Source organism: Sphingobacterium sp. UBA7631 (assembly GCF_002483935.1).
Lineage (GTDB): Bacteria > Bacteroidota > Bacteroidia > Sphingobacteriales > Sphingobacteriaceae > Sphingobacterium > Sphingobacterium multivorum.
The window spans coordinates 1067916-1083947 of sequence record NZ_DLIX01000010.1; the positions used below are offsets into that span (position 1 = coordinate 1067916).

Genomic DNA, 16032 nt, shown 5'->3' on the forward strand with positions numbered 1-16032 from the left:
CTTGCTTGCTTGCTTGCTTGCAGTGATCAACGCATTTAGTTGGTCAGCCAAACAAAAAGTAGCATAAGCCATTGGACAAGAATACATGTCCAAAATGGCTTACTACTTGCTGTGGTCAATATTTCGAGTACACCAATAAACTTTGACCTTATAATAGTATAGAAGCTGGTGTTATTGTCCAAATCCAAGGAATCAAACTTCACTTTGTTCAGACCAAAAATGACAATGCGTCTCACCCAAGGGCTCTCAATTTTGGTATTTTTTACGTCATTAATCAGTTTAAGTTTCGCAAACGAATAATCAGCGACATTTTGTACTACATCGGGCTGATTTGATTGAAAAATTAAAAGTACTTTGTCAAATGCTGGAAGAATGAGATCATCCTGCCTTTCCTCCACGACAAGACTTGCAATCTTCGAAAACACATATTTGTTGCTGAAAATAAAAAGTAATACTGGTAGCAGGATCAATCCAATCAGCCAAAGGAATTTAGCCGCGGCTTGTGCGGGACTGACTGTCGAAAAGAAAGCTTCATGACTAGCATTAAATTGTAAACTACCAACCACCAAATAAAGTAAAGTCGAAACAATAGCCAGCAAATAATATTTGACTAAAGTTTTCGTCCCCAATACGCTCAATTTTTTTAAGTACGATAACTGTGTTTTCATCTTGTTATAATTAATTACCCTAATTTAGCATTATTCGCCAAACATTGATCCGTCGGTTTAATTCTCGATCGTTTTCATTTTAAATCCGCGAGGAAAGAATTTTTATTCGTCATCTCCATTTCTGCCCACCGATTTTCTCCACAGAAATGTAAAAAATATTTGCGTAGCTAAATAACTACACGTATATTCGTAGTCAAATGACTTCAAAATGAACTTAAGACGAGATGTTTTCCAAGCTATAGCAGATCCAACAAGAAGAGCGATCTTACTTCTTTTGGCCTCACAAGCCATGACTGCAGGTGCAATTGCAGCCAACTTCAACACCGCAAGACCGACAGTTTCAAAACATTTACAAATATTGACAACATGTGAGTTATTAAAGTCTCAACAAAATGGACGTGAGATATACTATCAACTCAACCCAACGAAGATGAAAGAAATTGCAGATTTCATCGAACCTTTTCGTCAAATGTGGGATGACAGATTCAATAAATTGGAAGCTATTATGCAAAACTACAAGAACAAATAATATGGAGGTAAAAACCAACGTACAGGCTGAGGATAATAAACAGGAGATTGTCATTACACGAGAGTTCGATTTACCTGTTGAACTGCTCTTCAAAGCATACGAGGATCCCGAAATTTTTGAACAGTGGATGGGAACCAAAGTCCTGAAATTGGAAAATAAAACGCATGGCTCCTATGCGTTTGAAACTTCCCATAATGGCCAGGTCATGTTCAAAGCAAATGGAACGATACACGAATTCCTGCCCAATCAACGTATCACACGGACGTTTGAAATGGAAAACAGTACATTTCCCGTACAATTGGAATATTTAACATTTGAAAAAATAGGTGCAGAACGTAGCAGGCTTCACATCCATATTATATTTCAGTCGGTCGCGTTTAGAAACCAGCTGCTACAGATGCCTTTTGCGCAAGGAATCAATATGGCGCACAACAGATTACAAGAAATTCTTTCCAAACTTACCTAAAGCACTACATGATGAATCCAAAAATTGAACATTTTTTTGAAAATGCGACAAGATGGAATGAAGAATTCAATCTGTTGAGAGAAATTGTCCGTGGCAATAAAACACTGCAAGAGGATTATAAATGGATGCACCCTTGTTATACATTTGAAGGTAAAAATGTCGTATTGATACACGGGTTTAAAGAATACTGTGCACTGCTATTCCACAAAGGTGCATTATTAAAAGATCCCAAAAATATATTGATCCAGCAAACCGAAAATGTTCAATCGGCCAGACAGCTTAGATTCACCACTGTTGAACAGATTGAATCATTACGAGAGGTGATATCGGCATATATTCAGGAAGCCATCGAAATTGAAAAATCAGGTAAGAAAGTGGACATGCGAAAAGCTACTGATTACCCTGTACCAGAAGAATTTAAGCGCGCCTTACTGGAAGACCCTTTGCTCCAAAAAGCCTTTCAATCACTTACGCCTGGTCGGCAAAAAGGGTATCTATTCTACTTTAACCAGGCAAAACAAGTGAAAACTCGCGAGGCAAGAATCGAAAAATACTACCAGCATATTCTCGATGGAAAAGGTGTCGATGACTAACATATTTATTACAGTTTATTCGCGATATAGTAGTCTATAAAGAGTAGATTTGTCTACAATCAAATAGACAGAACTAGACCAAGACGAACGATTATAGCAATTATCGTAATCCGGTATACTCAATTCGTCGACTCATATATCGCTGAATTCACATGAATAAAAAATTAGTATTGCTCCTCTGCGGCCTCTTGCCCATTTTTTCACAAGCACAGAAAAAGAACAACGCAACACAACGCCCCAACATCGTCTTTATCCTGACGGACGATTTCACGGCCCAGGCATGGGGCGTATACGGTGATATTTTAAAAGATTTTGTCAAAAATCCGAATATTGAAAAATTAGCCAGTCAAGGGGCGGTGCTCAATAATACCTTCTGTACAAATTCCATTTGCACCCCTAGCCGCGCAACCATACTGACAGGACAGTACAGTAATAAAAACCAAGTTTACACACTTGAAGATGCTTTGGATCCCGATAAGGAAAACATCGCTAAGGATCTGCACCATGCAGGCTACCAAACTGCTGTTTTTGGAAAATGGCACCTAAAAAAGAGGCCAAGTGGATTTGACGATTTTAAAGTTCTACCTGGACACGGTGTTTATCATAACCCGACTTACCTCTCTAAAGACAATTGGAATGATAAGGAAGAGGCTGGCACACCTTACGAAGGCTATGTAGATGATATCACCACAACGATGAGTCTGGACTGGTTAAAATCACGCGACCCAGACAAACCCTTCTTTTTAATGTGTCATTACAAGGCGACCCATGAACCCTTTGATTTTGCTGAGCGATTCAAAGATTACTACAAAGATGTGGAGTTTCCTTATCCTCCTACATTTTTGGACTCAGGAGCAATCACGACTGGACGCTCTTTTGAAGGCCAACCCTTGGAAGAGCTTGGCCGCCGTTATGAGCAAGCTTCGGTTGGCCCCTTTTGGACATCTTATCCCGAGCTTCCGTTTTCAACAAAAGGAATGGACCCTTTAGAAGCTCGCAAAAAGATCTACCAAAAGTTCATCAAAGATTATCTGCGTTGCGTCGCTGGGATTGATGATAATCTGGGAAAAATTATGCATTACCTTAAAACCGCAAATTTGGACGAAAATACCGTTGTGATCCTAGCTTCCGATCAAGGTTACTTCTTGGGAGAACACAATTTCATGGATAAACGTCTCATGTACGAAGAATCACTGCGCATGCCTTTTGTAATCAGCTACCCCAAAGAAATCAAAGCAGGTAGTCGATTAGACGATATGATTCTAAATATCGATTTCGCTGCGCTATTTGCAGACTATGCCGGCATCAAAAAACCCGCTTACATCCAAGGCGAAAGCTTCCGGAATAACCTCAAAGGAAATACATCCAAAGCATGGCGTTCTGCCCTATATTACCGTTACTGGCAACATGCACCAATACGCCCTGCCCACCTGGGAGTCCGTGATGAACGTTACAAACTGATTTATTTTTACGGACAGCCCTTAGAAATGACAGGTAGTGACTCCAAAACAACAGCACCAGCCTGGGAATTCTATGATCTACATCAGGACCCCATGGAAACACACAACGCCATTCTAGACAAAAAATATGTCAAAGAAATTGCCCGGTTGAAGAAAAAGCTGACTAAACTAAAAGCCGAAGCAGGCGATGATGATGCAACAAGACCCGCTTTTCAGCAGGTCCTCAAGCAAGAACACTTAACCGTTAAATAATTAAATACAAGCGATGGATTTAAAGCATCTATTTTCGTTTATACCATTCTTATTTACCCTTGACGCTTCTGCAGCTTCCATTACAGATGGGAATAAACCGGCTCCACCCCCAAACACCGTTATTATTTTAATGGATGATATGGACCTGCTGCCAACCATCGTCAACTCAATTATAATAAAAACGGGGATCCAGCTTTGGATCCCCGTTTTTATTAAACGACCTCTGTTAAACAGCGGTATATCCACCATCAACTAAATAGTACCCTCCTGTCATAAAGGAGGATTTATCCGAACTTAGGAAAAGAACCAGTTCAGCGACTTCTTCGGCCTTTCCCAAACGTCCAATAGGGTGTTTACCGATTAATGCATTGATATGCTCTTTATCCAACTTCGCCAATAACGGGGTATCAATGTAGCCGGGTCCGACCGCATTGCAACGAATATTTTTTTGACCATATTCTGCACCAATGTTCTTTGTCAATCCCACAACAGCATGTTTGGCTGCAGTATAGGCACTTGACATTGGAGCAGCAACAGTACCATGAATGGAAGCCATATTCACAATAACTCCGCCTCCATTTTTTTCCATCGCCTCCAGCTGATATTTACAGCCATAAAATACGCCATTGAAATTAATATCGATGACTTTTTTCCAGCCATCTAGACTATACTCTCCAGTTAGGGCAGTCTCTCCCCCAATACCCGCGTTATTACAGGCAATATCGAGCCGACCAAATGTTTTGACTGCAAAAGCTACCAACGCCTCATTGTCAGTCGGAGATGAGCTATCTGCTTTAAAGAACGCGGCCTCTCCTCCCAGAGATTCAATTTGTTTTACTGTTTCTTGGCCCGCTTGCTCATTGATATCTGAGACAACGACCTTTGCTCCTTCTTTACCATAAGCCAGTGCAACAGCCTGGCCGATCCCCGAACCAGCTCCTGTTACCAAAGCTACTTTATCTGCTAAAATTTTCATATGTTATAAATTTTATGATAAATACAATTTACTAAAAGCAACGCGGAATAAAGCAGAAGCGGACATTTACTTCATTTAAAACGAAACTAAAATGACATTTCTAGACGGGTTAGTTCTGTAGCTGCGGATATTTTTTATATAATCTATCCAAAAACAAACGCCCCATCAATTGGAGCTTGGCTTGCGTTTCAAACATACCTGAACCTGGAGAAATAATACCATGCGGCATACGCTGAACAGTGCCATAATACATGATATCGAGCCCATTTCCATTGAGGTCAAGATGCATTTTCTTAGGTTTCAAGCCCATAACGGAGCCCATACGCGTTACCTTTTCAGCATTTGTAATCTGCGCAGTCCGTGCATTGAGCAAGGTTTCATGATCGAAAACCAAATGGTCTCTCACCTCCCCCTCATCAAAAAATACGTAATGCAATTCGTTGTTGCTAAGCACCAGATAAGAAGCGTTATCCCGTTCATTGTAACGAGCCTTTACTCCTACAGCCGCCCAAGCAACAGTCTTCGCTGCTGTCGCCGCAGCCGAAGCAACTTTATCCCCAACCGTTGCAATATACGCGCATTGCGTAAAGGCGTCGATTGGAGCGCCGTTCAATTGTTTTCTTAATTCGCTAAATTCATCATTTAACAATTCATCTTTTACACCTGGGGCTAGGCCAATCCCGGATTCACCTTCATATTTTTTGGCCGTTTCCTTTTGCTTTTTCATCATCATAAGAGAAAAAAACACGCAAGCCACAACGATAACAGCAAAAATGCCGATGTACAACATCATAAAATAAAATTTAAAATGGGTTTATAATTCAATAAAAATCCAAAAAAGGAACAACCTAGTTAGTTTTCCTTTTTTTTAATACAATCGGCTACAAAAATTTTGCCAGACTAAAGAATTTTATCCGGGTAGTGAATATTATTTAATGCGGTTTGGTGCATATCCACCCAAATAGCGCTGTTTGACTGCTGTATAAGCCAATTTGGAGAACTTCGCATGTCGGCATCGGCATCATTATTATAAACGGCTGGAAAATCAGACTCTTTGGTTCGAAGCAAAACGACGATCGTACCTGCCATAAGCAAAGGAATATCACCCAACACGAGATTATAAAAACCATCTTCAAGCAATCCTGGGCTAAAACGCTGTAAGCTGTCGTAACTACGCTCCAATTTGCCAATCAATTTTTCCAGTTCGTGTGGGTAGTGAACCTCAGCATATGACTCAAACAGCCTCGACCCTTTGTCGTAGGCGCCAGATTTCATCAGGTTGAGCGCTTCATTTCTATACACCTGCAACCAACGATCTGACCCGAGATCATGATATTCCGCTGCCGCATCTTTACCATCCCGTTTCAGGGCCCAAAGTTTAAGCTGCTCAAGCCGCTCGGTGGTTTCCATTTCATTTTTTCCCATAAGACTACCGCTCCCGTTCCCTAAGCTCTAATTGTAATAGAATATCGCGCTTTTTACCTTCAATCAAAGATAAATTGCCAGCAACAAAAACGCCTTTCTGTCCTGAATTTTTGCTGATACCATATACAGTCGATTCATCATCAGGATCTGACGCCCCTTCGTAGCGAAATAAGTAGTCAATTTTATACTCATCAGCATGAGCCAACAAATCGTCAAATTCGATATTATAGTCTATTGTGTAACCTAAGTTGTTTAACTTTTCCAAGGCAACACTTGCAGAGGAGTATCCATGCATTCTTTCCATAGTTGATTGTTCTAAATCCGATCTAAATTCTAATTTTTATAATTTATTATAAAACGATTGACAAAAGGGTTTTGTTTTCCGCAAATTGAAATAGTTTATTCAAAATCATATGTCTACTTTTGTGCTACCAAACACGATGAAATATGGCAAATCTAGCAGCACCAGCTTATCAGCATACACCTCAATTGGCATTTCAACGATTACTCGATGTCTTATATACCTTACGGATTGAATGTCCTTGGGATAAGAAACAGACCATGGAAACCCTTCGCCATTTGACGATGGAGGAAATGTATGAATTGACCGATGCCATTTTGGAAAAAGATTATCCCGAAATAAAAAAAGAACTTGGTGACGTCTTGATGCACCTTGTATTCTATGCGCGCATTGCCGAAGAAGAGGGACAGTTCAATATCGTAGACGTACTTAATGCAATCTGTGATAAATTGATTACGCGGCATCCCCACATCTACGGTAACACTAATGCCGATACAGAAGATCAAGTCAAATCCAATTGGGAAACAATCAAGCTCAAAGAAGGCAACACATCTGTTCTTTCTGGCGTCCCGAAAGGTTTGCCCGCATTGGTGAAGGCGTATCGTATTCAAGATAAAGTGCGCGGTGTCGGCTTTGACTGGGAAGATAAGAAACAAGTATGGGAAAAAGTAGAGGAAGAACTGGCCGAATTTAAAGCTGAATTTAATCTAGAGACAGCACTTCCAATGGATCAGGAAAAAGCGGAAGGCGAATTTGGCGACCTCTTATTCTCCTTGATAAATTATGCACGGCATATGGGTATAAACCCCGAAAATGCGCTTGAACGTACCAACAAAAAATTCATTGCACGCTTCACCTATCTGGAACAAAAAGCAGCCGAAAATAAGCAGCAACTGCAGGAAATGAGTTTAGCAGAAATGGACGTTTATTGGAATGAAGCTAAAAAATTGAAAAAATAAAGCAATTCCTATAAAAGGCGGGCAGCGACCGAATTTAATTCGACTTTGTCAAATTTATGCGTAAATTCGCAGCAATATGGAAACAGTTGTTAGCGGTATCAGAAGTACCGGAAAATTACATTTAGGAAATTATTACGGCGCATTGAGCAATTTTGTGAAAATGCAAAACGAATATAATTGCTTTTTTTTCATTGCGGATTTACATTCACTAACGACCCACCCCACTCCTCATGGGCTTCAGGGAACGGTTCGCCAAGTTATTGTTGAATATTTAGCAGCAGGAATAGACCCTGAAAAATCGACTATTTACGTTCAATCTGATGTTCCAGAAGTCGCGGAACTCTATCTATACATGAATATGAACGCCTATCTCGGCGAGCTTGAACGCGCTACAGCTTTTAAAGATAAAGTTAGAAGCAATCCCGACAATGTTAACGCAGGTTTGTTGACCTACCCCGTCTTGATGGCCTGTGATATATTGATTCACCATGGCACAAAAGTTCCGGTAGGAAAAGATCAGGAACAACATTTGGAGATGACGCGGACTTTTGGTAACCGCTTCAATCGCTTATATAATGTAGATTATTTTAAAGAGGCATTTGCGTTCTCCTATTCTGACAAATTGGTGAAAGTTCCTGGACTTGCAGGCCAAGGAAAAATGGGTAAATCTAACGGTGAAGCTGATTGTATTTATCTATCGGATAGTGAAACCGTAATTCGTAAAAAGGTGATGCGCGCAGTATCGGATTCAGGCCCGACGGAGATGAACCAGCCTAAACCTGAAGCTATCCAAAATCTTTTTAACTTAATGAAGGTCGTATCTACTGCAGACACATTACAGCATTTTGATGAACTCTATAACAAATGTGAAATTCGTTATGGTGATTTCAAAAAGCAATTGGCCGAAGATATGGTCCTTGCCACCAACGATGTACGCTCCCGTATTGAAGAAATATCAAACGATGATGCATACATTGCTAAAGTTGCAAAAATGGGCGCTGAAAAAGCAAGCGAGTCCGCACGCAAGACCCTGAAAGAAGTTCGTGAGATTATTGGTATTAGAAGATTTTATTAAGCTAGAAATAATATGCACATAGCTATCGTTGGAAATATAGGTGCCGGCAAAACAACATTAACCGAAATGTTGGCCAGTCACTTTAAATTTGAACCTCAGTTTGAAGCTGTAGACAACAACCCTTATCTGGAAGATTTTTATTCGGACATGAAACGCTGGGCTTTCAATCTTCAGATTTTTTTCCTCAACAGTCGCTTTAGACATATTGTAAAATTGCAGGAAACCGGCATTGATATGATTCAGGACCGTACCATTTATGAAGATGCTTATATCTTTGCCGAAAACTTGTATGATATGGGCTTAATGAGCGCACGTGATTTTGAAAACTATAGTAATATTTTTCAAAGCATCATCCACTATATCAAACCGCCGGATTTATTGATATACCTCAAAGCCTCTGTCCCTACCCTGGTGAATAATATCCAAAAAAGGGGCCGTGATTATGAGTCTGCAATTCGTTTGGATTATTTGTCAAAGCTAAACGATAAATACGATAAATGGATCAATAATTACAAAGACGGTAAGGTCATGATTCTCGACAAAGACAATCTGGATTTTACCACAAACCCAGAGGACCTCGGAAATATCATTCAAAAGATCGAAGCCGAATTATTTGGATTGTTCGAATAACTGCGATATCAAAAAGCCTGTAAGTCAATTGATTTTACAGGCTTTTTAATAAACGCGCATTTCCTCAGCCAATGATAAAAAATAAAAAATGAAATTTTTAGGTATTATTCCTGCCCGATATGCATCGAGTAGATTCCCTGGAAAACCGCTAATCGACATCGAAGGAAAAACGATGATCCAGCGTGTCTACGAACAGGTCAAAAAATCAACAAAATTAAACGAGGTTGTTGTTGCTACTGACGACCAACGCATCGCACAGACTGTACGCTCTTTTGGTGGCGAAGTCGTCATGACCGCAGCGCATCACCAATCGGGAACAGATCGTTGCGCCGAAGTCATAACAAATATAGGAGGCTATGATGTTGCCATCAATATACAGGGTGACGAACCCTTTATCGACCCCGCACAAATTGATCTTTTAGCAAGTTGTTTTGAAGATACCACTACGCAGATTGCGACCTTGGTCAAGGAAATTACAGCAGAAGAGGAACTATTTAATGTAAACATACCCAAAGTTGTCCGAAACACCAAAGGAGAAGCCATCTACTTCAGTCGGCAGACCATTCCTTTTTTAAGAGCTGTGGAAAAAGACCAATGGCTACACAAGCAAACATTCTATAAACATATCGGAATATATGCCTACCAGGTAGATACATTAAAAGCCCTGACACAACTTCCTATTTCTATGCTAGAAGAAGCAGAAGCATTGGAACAGCTGCGCTGGTTAGAAAATGGTTACGCCATTCAAACGGCAATTACAACGCATGAAACTGTCGCTGTGGATACAAAAGAAGACCTCGCTAAAATATTAAGACTATTTTTCAATAAATAGTAAAGCTTACCGGTGTTCGGTATAGTATAACGACCGGACACCTTCCAATAGAAGCTGCTTATCCGAATCACTGAATTTGATCATCTGCTCTTTTGCTCTGATCAATTCATCCAATTGCAATTTGGTACTCACACCAACAAGTGCTGTTGCTACTGCTACATTAGAAAGCACATAAGAAAGAGCAACAATCATATTGTCTTTTCCGATACGTTTGGAAAGATTTGCCAAGTTTCTCACGATATGGGCCACCTCTCCCGAACTATACTGCAAGAAAGGTTCAATAGGTTTGTTAATGAGAACACCTTTGGCTAATACGCCGCGTACGACGATACTTACCCCCCGTTCTTCCAATAAGCTACTGATTTCTTCTTCAGGTCTTCTATCCAATAAGCTGTATTGCATCATAACTGAGGCCATATCAGATTTGGATAAAAATGCCTTAATAACATTTGGGCGAATTGATGAAAGACCATAAGCACGGATTTTCCCTTGTTTCTTCAACAACTCAAACGCTTCAACAATCTCCTCTATCGGATCTTCTATCGTACCACCATGTAACTGATAGAGGTCGATGTAGTCCGTTTTTAAACGTGACAAGGAACCTTCCACAGCCTTGATAATATAGTCCTTTGAAGCCTTCCAATCCCAACCTGATCCATCTGCACGCCAAAGGTTACCAACTTTCGACGCCAACACAATATGTTTGCGAAAGCTTTGCACACTTTCCCCAACGATCATCTCATTTAGACCCTTATCGTAGAGATCAGCCGTATCGAAGAAAGTGATCCCTTTCTCGTAAGCTTTTTGGATAATATCTTTCGATTGTTTGGACTGATTGCTTTTTAGCGACATACAGCCCAAACCTATTTCCGAAACGATTAAGCTTGTATTACCTAATTTACGTTGTTCCATCTGCACCAATATCAAGCAATTCTACCTCAAACACCAATGTGCTGTTTGCCGGAATTTCACCTGTTGCCCGTTCGCCATACGCTAATCTGCTTGGTATAAAAAATTTATACTTTGCCCCCTTGGACATTAACGGGATTCCAATCTGCCAACCTTTGATCACCTGACCCAAGGATAGTTTCAACGGCTCCTTACGGTCATATGAGCTATCAAATTGCTTTCCATTCAATAAGGTACCTTTATAATGCACTGTTACCTCATCGTCACTTTTTGGTTTTGGCCCTTCGGTTTGACTTAGAACAAGATATTGAATCCCCTCAGCTGTAGATTTCATCCCAGCAACCTTTGCATTTTCGGCAAAAAATTTATCTTCTTCAGCACGGCTAGCAGCCTCTTTTTTAGCACGAACGTCCATGATCGCCTGTTGGATAACAGCTCTTCCTTGCCCCTCTTCCAATAGAGACTTCTCTCCTTTCAGAACATCCGAAATTGCTTTTGCAATGACATCTGACTTCAAATAATCGACCTCAATAGACTTTAGGGAATTTCCGATATCGGCACCAAATGCATAAGACACAGAATCGGCCTTCGTTTTCAGTTGATTTGTTGCACTTGGTTTAGTTGCGACGACCTTCTTCTTTGCCGTCGTGTTCGTTTTTTTTTGTTGAGCAAATCCTGTGACCGTCGTCAAGGATAATAGGGCTAATGCGATATACTTCATGTGTGTTTAACGGTGCTTCTGCACGATTTCATTTATAATTTCTTGCGTGATATTAGGGTAATCAACGTCAACCCTAGATTTACTGTTGAGCCAGGCTTCTATCGCCAGCATGTTCTTCTGTTTTAAACTCGAAATTACAGGCACTCCCATCTCTTCCAATGACGCTGCATTCAAATGCTGCTCATACTGGTTTTTCATTGGGATAACTAACAGTTTCTTTTTCAAATATAACGCTTCTGCCGGTGTTTCAAAACCCGCCCCACATAAAACTCCAGAAGAAGATGCCATACTATCAATAAAAGATTGGTTATTGATCGGCCTTATCGTTACATTTTTCATGTCAAATGCCTTTGAATTATGTTTACTAAAGACATCCCATTTCACGTCCGGAAACTTCATCAAATGCTTTAAAAGATGCGCATCGTCATATGCGGGGAGGTAAACAGTGTAATGTCCCTGATCGGTGACATTTAATTCACGAACAGCATTACGGATAACCGGTGGATAAATGTTCTTGCCGTACCGCTTGAAATGGAAACCATAGGAATGGGTAGACGGGGCATAATTTTTCATGATAAATTTGCCCAACATGTCACTATCTTCTGGCTTGGGGCTCGAGGGGTCTAAAGCAGCGATCTGATGGCTCAGCCCAATGCATTCTAGATCTTTTGAATGACAAGCCCAAGCAGAGATCGGTTCAAAATCATTGATCACCAAATCATAGTTTTCGATGGGCAAGCTCTTAATTTCATTCGTAAATTTGCGGATCGTCGAACTCATAAAAGTTTTCCACAGGTCTACCCCGCCGGATTTACCGAAGATAAAACTCAGCCCATGATAACGGTATTTCACTTCAAAAGGTAATGATAGATCCGCTTGAATTCCACTAACCAAAACATCAACTTCCCCTAACTCCCTCAGACAGGGGACAATATCCATTGCACGGCTCAGATGTCCGTTTCCTGTCCCTTGTACGGCATACAATATCTTCATAACGACTGCATTTTGTGTCGGCAAATTAATCAATTTTAACGAGTATCAATATTATTTTATTGCTTAGTTATGTTAAGAAAATATAAATTAACATCAATAAAAAATACAGTTAATCCATTTTTAATTTTCCTTTATGTATATTTAATATCAACAATTAATTAATAGCCAGTTTGATACCCCATGAAGTCTCTATTTTATCAGATGCTTTGCATAATCGCCATGCTAATTTTAACATCGTGGGGATTTTTTGCGCATAAAAAAATTAATCATTATGCCGTTTTCTCCCTACCAGCAAAGTTGGCAAAATTTTATAAATCCAATATCGACCTTATTACCGAAAAAGCGGTCGATCCAGACAAACGTTGCTTCACAGATAGCGCTGAAGGCCCGAGACATTTTATCGATATGGAGGACTACCTTAAGGAAAGTACAATTGACACCATACCCCTACATTGGTCACAAGCCAAAGAAAGATTTCAAGAAAGTCAATTGTTAAAAAATGGTATAGTACCCTGGCAAATCAACCTTACCTATCAAAAGCTTGTTAAGGCCTTTCAAGCAAAAGATTATAAACGAATCATCAAACACTCAGCAGAACTGGGCCATTATATTGCAGACGCCCATGTTCCATTGCATACGACTAAAAATTACAATGGACAGCTCACCAATCAACTAGGCATACATGCATTCTGGGAAAGCCGCTTACCGGAAATGTTTTCCGAAAAATACAACCTTCGCGTCGGAAAAGCGAGCTATATCAAAGATCCTCTACAAGAGGCCTGGGTTATTGTTTACGAAAGTAATCGCCTTGTGGATTCTGTCTTAACGATTGAAGCTGGTCTCGATCGTCAATTTAAGGCATCTCAAAAAAAATCATTTATTGAACGAAACAATCAATTGGTATGGACCTACTCTGATAATTATGCCAGAGCCTATCATGAAGCCATGAACGGTATGGTAGAAAGGAGAATGCAAAAAACCATCTTACGTGTTGCCTCCTATTGGTATTCCGCCTGGCTCGAATCTGGCCAACCCGATTTGACCAACATCGAAAAAATAAAAAGCACCAACAAGCAAGATCACATCGATATAACAGGGAAAAAGCGTATCGGTAGAGAAGAATGGATGTAAAAAGGCTATAAAACATCATCCGGACTACCAGTATTATTCACACCGGACTATTTGTTTTTTAATCTGCTAAGCTACTTTTGCAGCGTAAAATCTAGGAAAGCATGTTGAATAAGAATATTACGTTAACAAAACTTGCATTAGTACTGAGTATTGGAGCTGCGACTGCGCAGATTAAAGACACAACCGCTTTGGGTGAAGTCATCATTAATCAAAATCGCTTACAGATCCCTTTTTCAAAACAAAGCAAGAACATCCAAATATTGACGCAGGAAGATATACAGAGACTACCAAATCGATCAATCAACGAATTGCTTAGCAATATCCCAGGAGTTGATATTCGCCAACGTGGACCATTCGGTTCGCAGGCAGATATAAGTATCGACGGAGGCTCTTTTGAACAGACAGCGATCCTACTCAATGGTGTTAAAATCACCGATCCACAGAGTGCCCATCACAATATGAACCTTCCGGTTCCGCTGGAGGCCATCGAACGTATCGAAATCATTCGAGGACCAGCATCCAGAATTTTCGGCATTAATGCGCTAACCGGCGCTATTAACATCGTAACAAAAAAAATTGAATCAAATCAAATTAGTGCCCAGGTGTATAGTGGTTCTTCATTCAAAGATAATGAGCAGACAAGTGCAGGCAAGTATTATGGTAAAGGTGTTCAGCTTGGCTCACAGTTCTTAACCAAACAAACAAGCCACGGTTTATATTTTGGCCACGAAGATTCGAATGGACAACGCTATAATACAGCCTCTAATAACAATAAACTCTATTATGACGGGACATATCAACCGAATACAGCCAATATGATAAAAGCCAATGTTGGCTATATCAACAATCAATTTGGAGCCAATGGTTACTATGCTGCACCGAATGACAAGGAAGCGTATGAACAGGTTAAGACAGCTTTCGCTTCCCTGCAGTCCAAGCATCAATTAACACAGGCATTTTCCATCAGTCCACGCCTCAGTAATCGCTACAACGAAGATGAATATTGGTATTTAGGCAGAGAAACAACCAAAGGTAGGTCCAAACATTACAGCAACGTCTTTGGAGCTGAAATCAATGCTACATTGGAGCATAGTTATGGTACATTTGGCTTAGGACTGGAAAGTCGATTTGAACGTATCAATAGCACCAGTATTGGCGACCATAACCGGGAGAATTACGGCGGCTACCTGGAATTCAAAACAGAGGCGATCGAAAAACTGATGATCAACTCGGGTGCCTACATCAATTATAACTCAAAATTTGGCTGGCAGGTATTCCCGGGTCTAGATTTGGGCTATGATATTACCGAACATTGGAAGATTGTAGTCAACGCAGGTTCTAGCCAACGCATCCCTTCCTTTACGGATCTTTACACCAATCAGACAGCCAACGTCGGAAACCCCACACTGAGCTCTGAAAATGCCTATCAGATAGAAAGTGGTATAAAATACTTATCCAATCGAGTTATTGCGCAAGTGGGCTATTTCCATCGAAGGATAAGCGATTTCATCGACTGGCAAAAAGAGGATGCCACTACAGGAAGCGGAACGGTCATTCCGTGGAAACCAATAAATATTGAAAAAAATAAAATTGATGGATTCAATGCTTCATTCCGATATAATATCAATGATCCCAGCGCAACGACACGATACTTTACAACGCTAAGTTATAATTATCTCAACCCAAGCATAACACTAGCAGATGGGATACTATCCAAATATGCTATTGAAAGCTTAAGGCATCAAGTTATTGCCAACTTTACCATAAACCACAAGAACTGGATGTTCACTTCTGCAAACCGCTTTAATGAGCGTATCAGTTACAAATCTTATTTCATCGCTGACGTAAGAGGATCGTACCAACTCCAAGACTTAAACATCTTTGTGGATGTTCAGAATATATTTGACAAGAGCTATATAGAAGCTGCCGCCGTTCCAATGCCCGGTCGTTGGTTTAGTATCGGCGCAAAATATAAACTGAACTATTAAACCCGATTAAATGGCAAAATCGGTTCTCTTCCCATTCGCCATCAATTATAAAAAAGTCCCAAATGGAATGACCATTTGGGACTTTTCATTGTGTTATTGCCACATAGAAGCATGTACCATGCCC

Annotated in this window: 19 protein-coding genes; 11 read left to right on the forward strand and 8 right to left on the reverse strand. The window is 40.3% G+C overall.

What is annotated here, in order from left to right; translation table 11 throughout:
* Positions 1–35: 35 nt before the first annotated feature.
* A complete protein-coding gene (locus tag B3P16_RS21125) occupies positions 36–668 on the reverse strand; it encodes a hypothetical protein (protein ID WP_286844253.1) in 633 nt (210 codons plus the stop codon).
* Positions 669–876: 208 nt separating this feature from the next.
* On the opposite strand from B3P16_RS21125, the gene B3P16_RS21130 reads away from it, so the two are divergent.
* From B3P16_RS21130 to B3P16_RS21150, 5 genes are all read left to right on the forward strand, one after another.
* Positions 877–1197, forward strand: coding sequence for an ArsR/SmtB family transcription factor (locus B3P16_RS21130; RefSeq protein WP_046675911.1), 321 nt, complete (start codon positions 877–879; stop codon positions 1195–1197).
* Between the two features lies 1 nt (position 1198).
* Positions 1199–1663 (forward strand): SRPBCC domain-containing protein, encoded by a 465-nt coding sequence (locus B3P16_RS21135; protein WP_070568828.1) that lies wholly within the window; start codon positions 1199–1201, stop codon positions 1661–1663.
* Between the two features lie 8 nt (positions 1664–1671).
* Positions 1672–2256, forward strand: coding sequence for a YdeI/OmpD-associated family protein (locus B3P16_RS21140; protein ID WP_236560166.1), 585 nt, complete (start codon positions 1672–1674; stop codon positions 2254–2256).
* 152 nt (positions 2257–2408) lie between these two features.
* Entirely contained in the window at positions 2409–3968 is a 1560-nt protein-coding gene (locus B3P16_RS21145) for a sulfatase family protein (RefSeq protein WP_286831690.1), read from the forward strand.
* A gap of 13 nt (positions 3969–3981) precedes the next feature.
* Positions 3982–4224, forward strand: coding sequence for a hypothetical protein (locus tag B3P16_RS21150; protein WP_286803250.1), 243 nt, complete (start codon positions 3982–3984; stop codon positions 4222–4224).
* Here the strand turns inward: B3P16_RS21150 and B3P16_RS21155 are convergent.
* From B3P16_RS21155 to B3P16_RS21170, 4 genes are all read right to left on the reverse strand, one after another.
* Positions 4195–4944: an SDR family NAD(P)-dependent oxidoreductase gene (locus B3P16_RS21155; protein ID WP_070568703.1), complete on the reverse strand. Its 750-nt coding sequence runs from the start codon at positions 4942–4944 to the stop codon at positions 4195–4197. The two genes, B3P16_RS21150 and B3P16_RS21155, sit on opposite strands and share 30 nt — an antisense overlap.
* Before the next feature lie 109 nt (positions 4945–5053).
* Positions 5054–5737 (reverse strand): hypothetical protein, encoded by a 684-nt coding sequence (locus B3P16_RS21160; protein WP_046675907.1) that lies wholly within the window; start codon positions 5735–5737, stop codon positions 5054–5056.
* A gap of 107 nt (positions 5738–5844) precedes the next feature.
* Positions 5845–6369 (reverse strand): hypothetical protein, encoded by a 525-nt coding sequence (locus B3P16_RS21165; RefSeq protein ID WP_070568706.1) that lies wholly within the window; start codon positions 6367–6369, stop codon positions 5845–5847.
* A 4-nt stretch (positions 6370–6373) separates the two neighbouring features.
* Complete coding sequence (locus B3P16_RS21170; RefSeq protein ID WP_046675905.1) at positions 6374–6673, reverse strand: hypothetical protein; 300 nt, start codon at positions 6671–6673, stop codon at positions 6374–6376.
* A 143-nt stretch (positions 6674–6816) separates the two neighbouring features.
* Here B3P16_RS21170 and mazG point away from each other — a divergent pair, with 143 nt between their 5' ends.
* From mazG to kdsB, 4 genes are all read left to right on the forward strand, one after another.
* Positions 6817–7629, forward strand: a complete 813-nt coding sequence (gene mazG / locus B3P16_RS21175; RefSeq protein WP_046675904.1) for a nucleoside triphosphate pyrophosphohydrolase — start codon at positions 6817–6819, stop codon at positions 7627–7629.
* A gap of 76 nt (positions 7630–7705) precedes the next feature.
* Positions 7706–8704 carry a tryptophan--tRNA ligase gene (gene trpS, locus B3P16_RS21180; RefSeq protein WP_286844255.1) on the forward strand — a complete coding sequence of 333 codons (999 nt, stop codon included), beginning with the start codon at positions 7706–7708 and terminating at the stop codon, positions 8702–8704.
* A 12-nt stretch (positions 8705–8716) separates the two neighbouring features.
* Positions 8717–9334, forward strand: a complete 618-nt coding sequence (locus B3P16_RS21185) for a deoxynucleoside kinase (protein ID WP_046675902.1) — start codon at positions 8717–8719, stop codon at positions 9332–9334.
* Between the two features lie 88 nt (positions 9335–9422).
* Positions 9423–10166 (forward strand): 3-deoxy-manno-octulosonate cytidylyltransferase, encoded by a 744-nt coding sequence (gene kdsB / locus B3P16_RS21190; RefSeq protein ID WP_070568708.1) that lies wholly within the window; start codon positions 9423–9425, stop codon positions 10164–10166.
* 6 nt (positions 10167–10172) lie between these two features.
* On the opposite strand, the gene B3P16_RS21195 is transcribed toward kdsB, so the two are convergent.
* Genes B3P16_RS21195 through B3P16_RS21205 form a run of 3 tightly spaced genes read right to left on the reverse strand, consistent with a single transcriptional unit; the run spans position 10173 to position 12789 of the window.
* Positions 10173–11078, reverse strand: a complete 906-nt coding sequence (locus B3P16_RS21195) for an aldo/keto reductase (protein WP_286831965.1) — start codon at positions 11076–11078, stop codon at positions 10173–10175.
* Positions 11065–11796 (reverse strand): FKBP-type peptidyl-prolyl cis-trans isomerase, encoded by a 732-nt coding sequence (locus B3P16_RS21200; protein WP_286844257.1) that lies wholly within the window; start codon positions 11794–11796, stop codon positions 11065–11067. The genes B3P16_RS21195 and B3P16_RS21200 overlap by 14 nt, the downstream gene beginning before the upstream one ends.
* Positions 11797–11802: 6 nt before the next feature.
* Positions 11803–12789 carry a glycosyltransferase family protein gene (locus tag B3P16_RS21205; RefSeq protein WP_046675898.1) on the reverse strand — a complete coding sequence of 329 codons (987 nt, stop codon included), beginning with the start codon at positions 12787–12789 and terminating at the stop codon, positions 11803–11805.
* A gap of 219 nt (positions 12790–13008) precedes the next feature.
* Between B3P16_RS21205 and B3P16_RS21210 the strand changes: the two genes are divergently transcribed.
* A complete protein-coding gene (locus B3P16_RS21210; RefSeq protein WP_236560165.1) occupies positions 13009–13920 on the forward strand; it encodes a zinc dependent phospholipase C family protein in 912 nt (303 codons plus the stop codon).
* A gap of 101 nt (positions 13921–14021) precedes the next feature.
* Complete coding sequence (locus B3P16_RS21215; RefSeq protein ID WP_286844259.1) at positions 14022–15908, forward strand: TonB-dependent receptor plug domain-containing protein; 1887 nt, start codon at positions 14022–14024, stop codon at positions 15906–15908.
* Positions 15909–16032: the final 124 nt, after the last annotated feature.

What these genes read in the sequence shown, in the direction of transcription:
- B3P16_RS21125 (WP_286844253.1), bottom strand. Translation starts at nt 668, where the DNA reads ATGAAAACACAGTTATCGTACTTAAAAAAATTGAGCGTATTGGGGACG.
- B3P16_RS21130 (WP_046675911.1), top strand. Translation starts at nt 877, where the DNA reads ATGAACTTAAGACGAGATGTTTTCCAAGCTATAGCAGATCCAACAAGA.
- B3P16_RS21135 (WP_070568828.1), top strand. Translation starts at nt 1,199, where the DNA reads ATGGAGGTAAAAACCAACGTACAGGCTGAGGATAATAAACAGGAGATT.
- B3P16_RS21140 (WP_236560166.1), top strand. Translation starts at nt 1,672, where the DNA reads ATGATGAATCCAAAAATTGAACATTTTTTTGAAAATGCGACAAGATGG.
- B3P16_RS21145 (WP_286831690.1), top strand. Translation starts at nt 2,409, where the DNA reads ATGAATAAAAAATTAGTATTGCTCCTCTGCGGCCTCTTGCCCATTTTT.
- B3P16_RS21150 (WP_286803250.1), top strand. Translation starts at nt 3,982, where the DNA reads ATGGATTTAAAGCATCTATTTTCGTTTATACCATTCTTATTTACCCTT.
- B3P16_RS21155 (WP_070568703.1), bottom strand. Translation starts at nt 4,944, where the DNA reads ATGAAAATTTTAGCAGATAAAGTAGCTTTGGTAACAGGAGCTGGTTCG.
- B3P16_RS21160 (WP_046675907.1), bottom strand. Translation starts at nt 5,737, where the DNA reads ATGATGTTGTACATCGGCATTTTTGCTGTTATCGTTGTGGCTTGCGTG.
- B3P16_RS21165 (WP_070568706.1), bottom strand. Translation starts at nt 6,369, where the DNA reads ATGGGAAAAAATGAAATGGAAACCACCGAGCGGCTTGAGCAGCTTAAA.
- B3P16_RS21170 (WP_046675905.1), bottom strand. Translation starts at nt 6,673, where the DNA reads ATGGAAAGAATGCATGGATACTCCTCTGCAAGTGTTGCCTTGGAAAAG.
- mazG (WP_046675904.1), top strand. Translation starts at nt 6,817, where the DNA reads ATGGCAAATCTAGCAGCACCAGCTTATCAGCATACACCTCAATTGGCA.
- trpS (WP_286844255.1), top strand. Translation starts at nt 7,706, where the DNA reads ATGGAAACAGTTGTTAGCGGTATCAGAAGTACCGGAAAATTACATTTA.
- B3P16_RS21185 (WP_046675902.1), top strand. Translation starts at nt 8,717, where the DNA reads ATGCACATAGCTATCGTTGGAAATATAGGTGCCGGCAAAACAACATTA.
- kdsB (WP_070568708.1), top strand. Translation starts at nt 9,423, where the DNA reads ATGAAATTTTTAGGTATTATTCCTGCCCGATATGCATCGAGTAGATTC.
- B3P16_RS21195 (WP_286831965.1), bottom strand. Translation starts at nt 11,078, where the DNA reads ATGGAACAACGTAAATTAGGTAATACAAGCTTAATCGTTTCGGAAATA.
- B3P16_RS21200 (WP_286844257.1), bottom strand. Translation starts at nt 11,796, where the DNA reads ATGAAGTATATCGCATTAGCCCTATTATCCTTGACGACGGTCACAGGA.
- B3P16_RS21205 (WP_046675898.1), bottom strand. Translation starts at nt 12,789, where the DNA reads ATGAAGATATTGTATGCCGTACAAGGGACAGGAAACGGACATCTGAGC.
- B3P16_RS21210 (WP_236560165.1), top strand. Translation starts at nt 13,009, where the DNA reads ATGCTAATTTTAACATCGTGGGGATTTTTTGCGCATAAAAAAATTAAT.
- B3P16_RS21215 (WP_286844259.1), top strand. Translation starts at nt 14,022, where the DNA reads ATGTTGAATAAGAATATTACGTTAACAAAACTTGCATTAGTACTGAGT.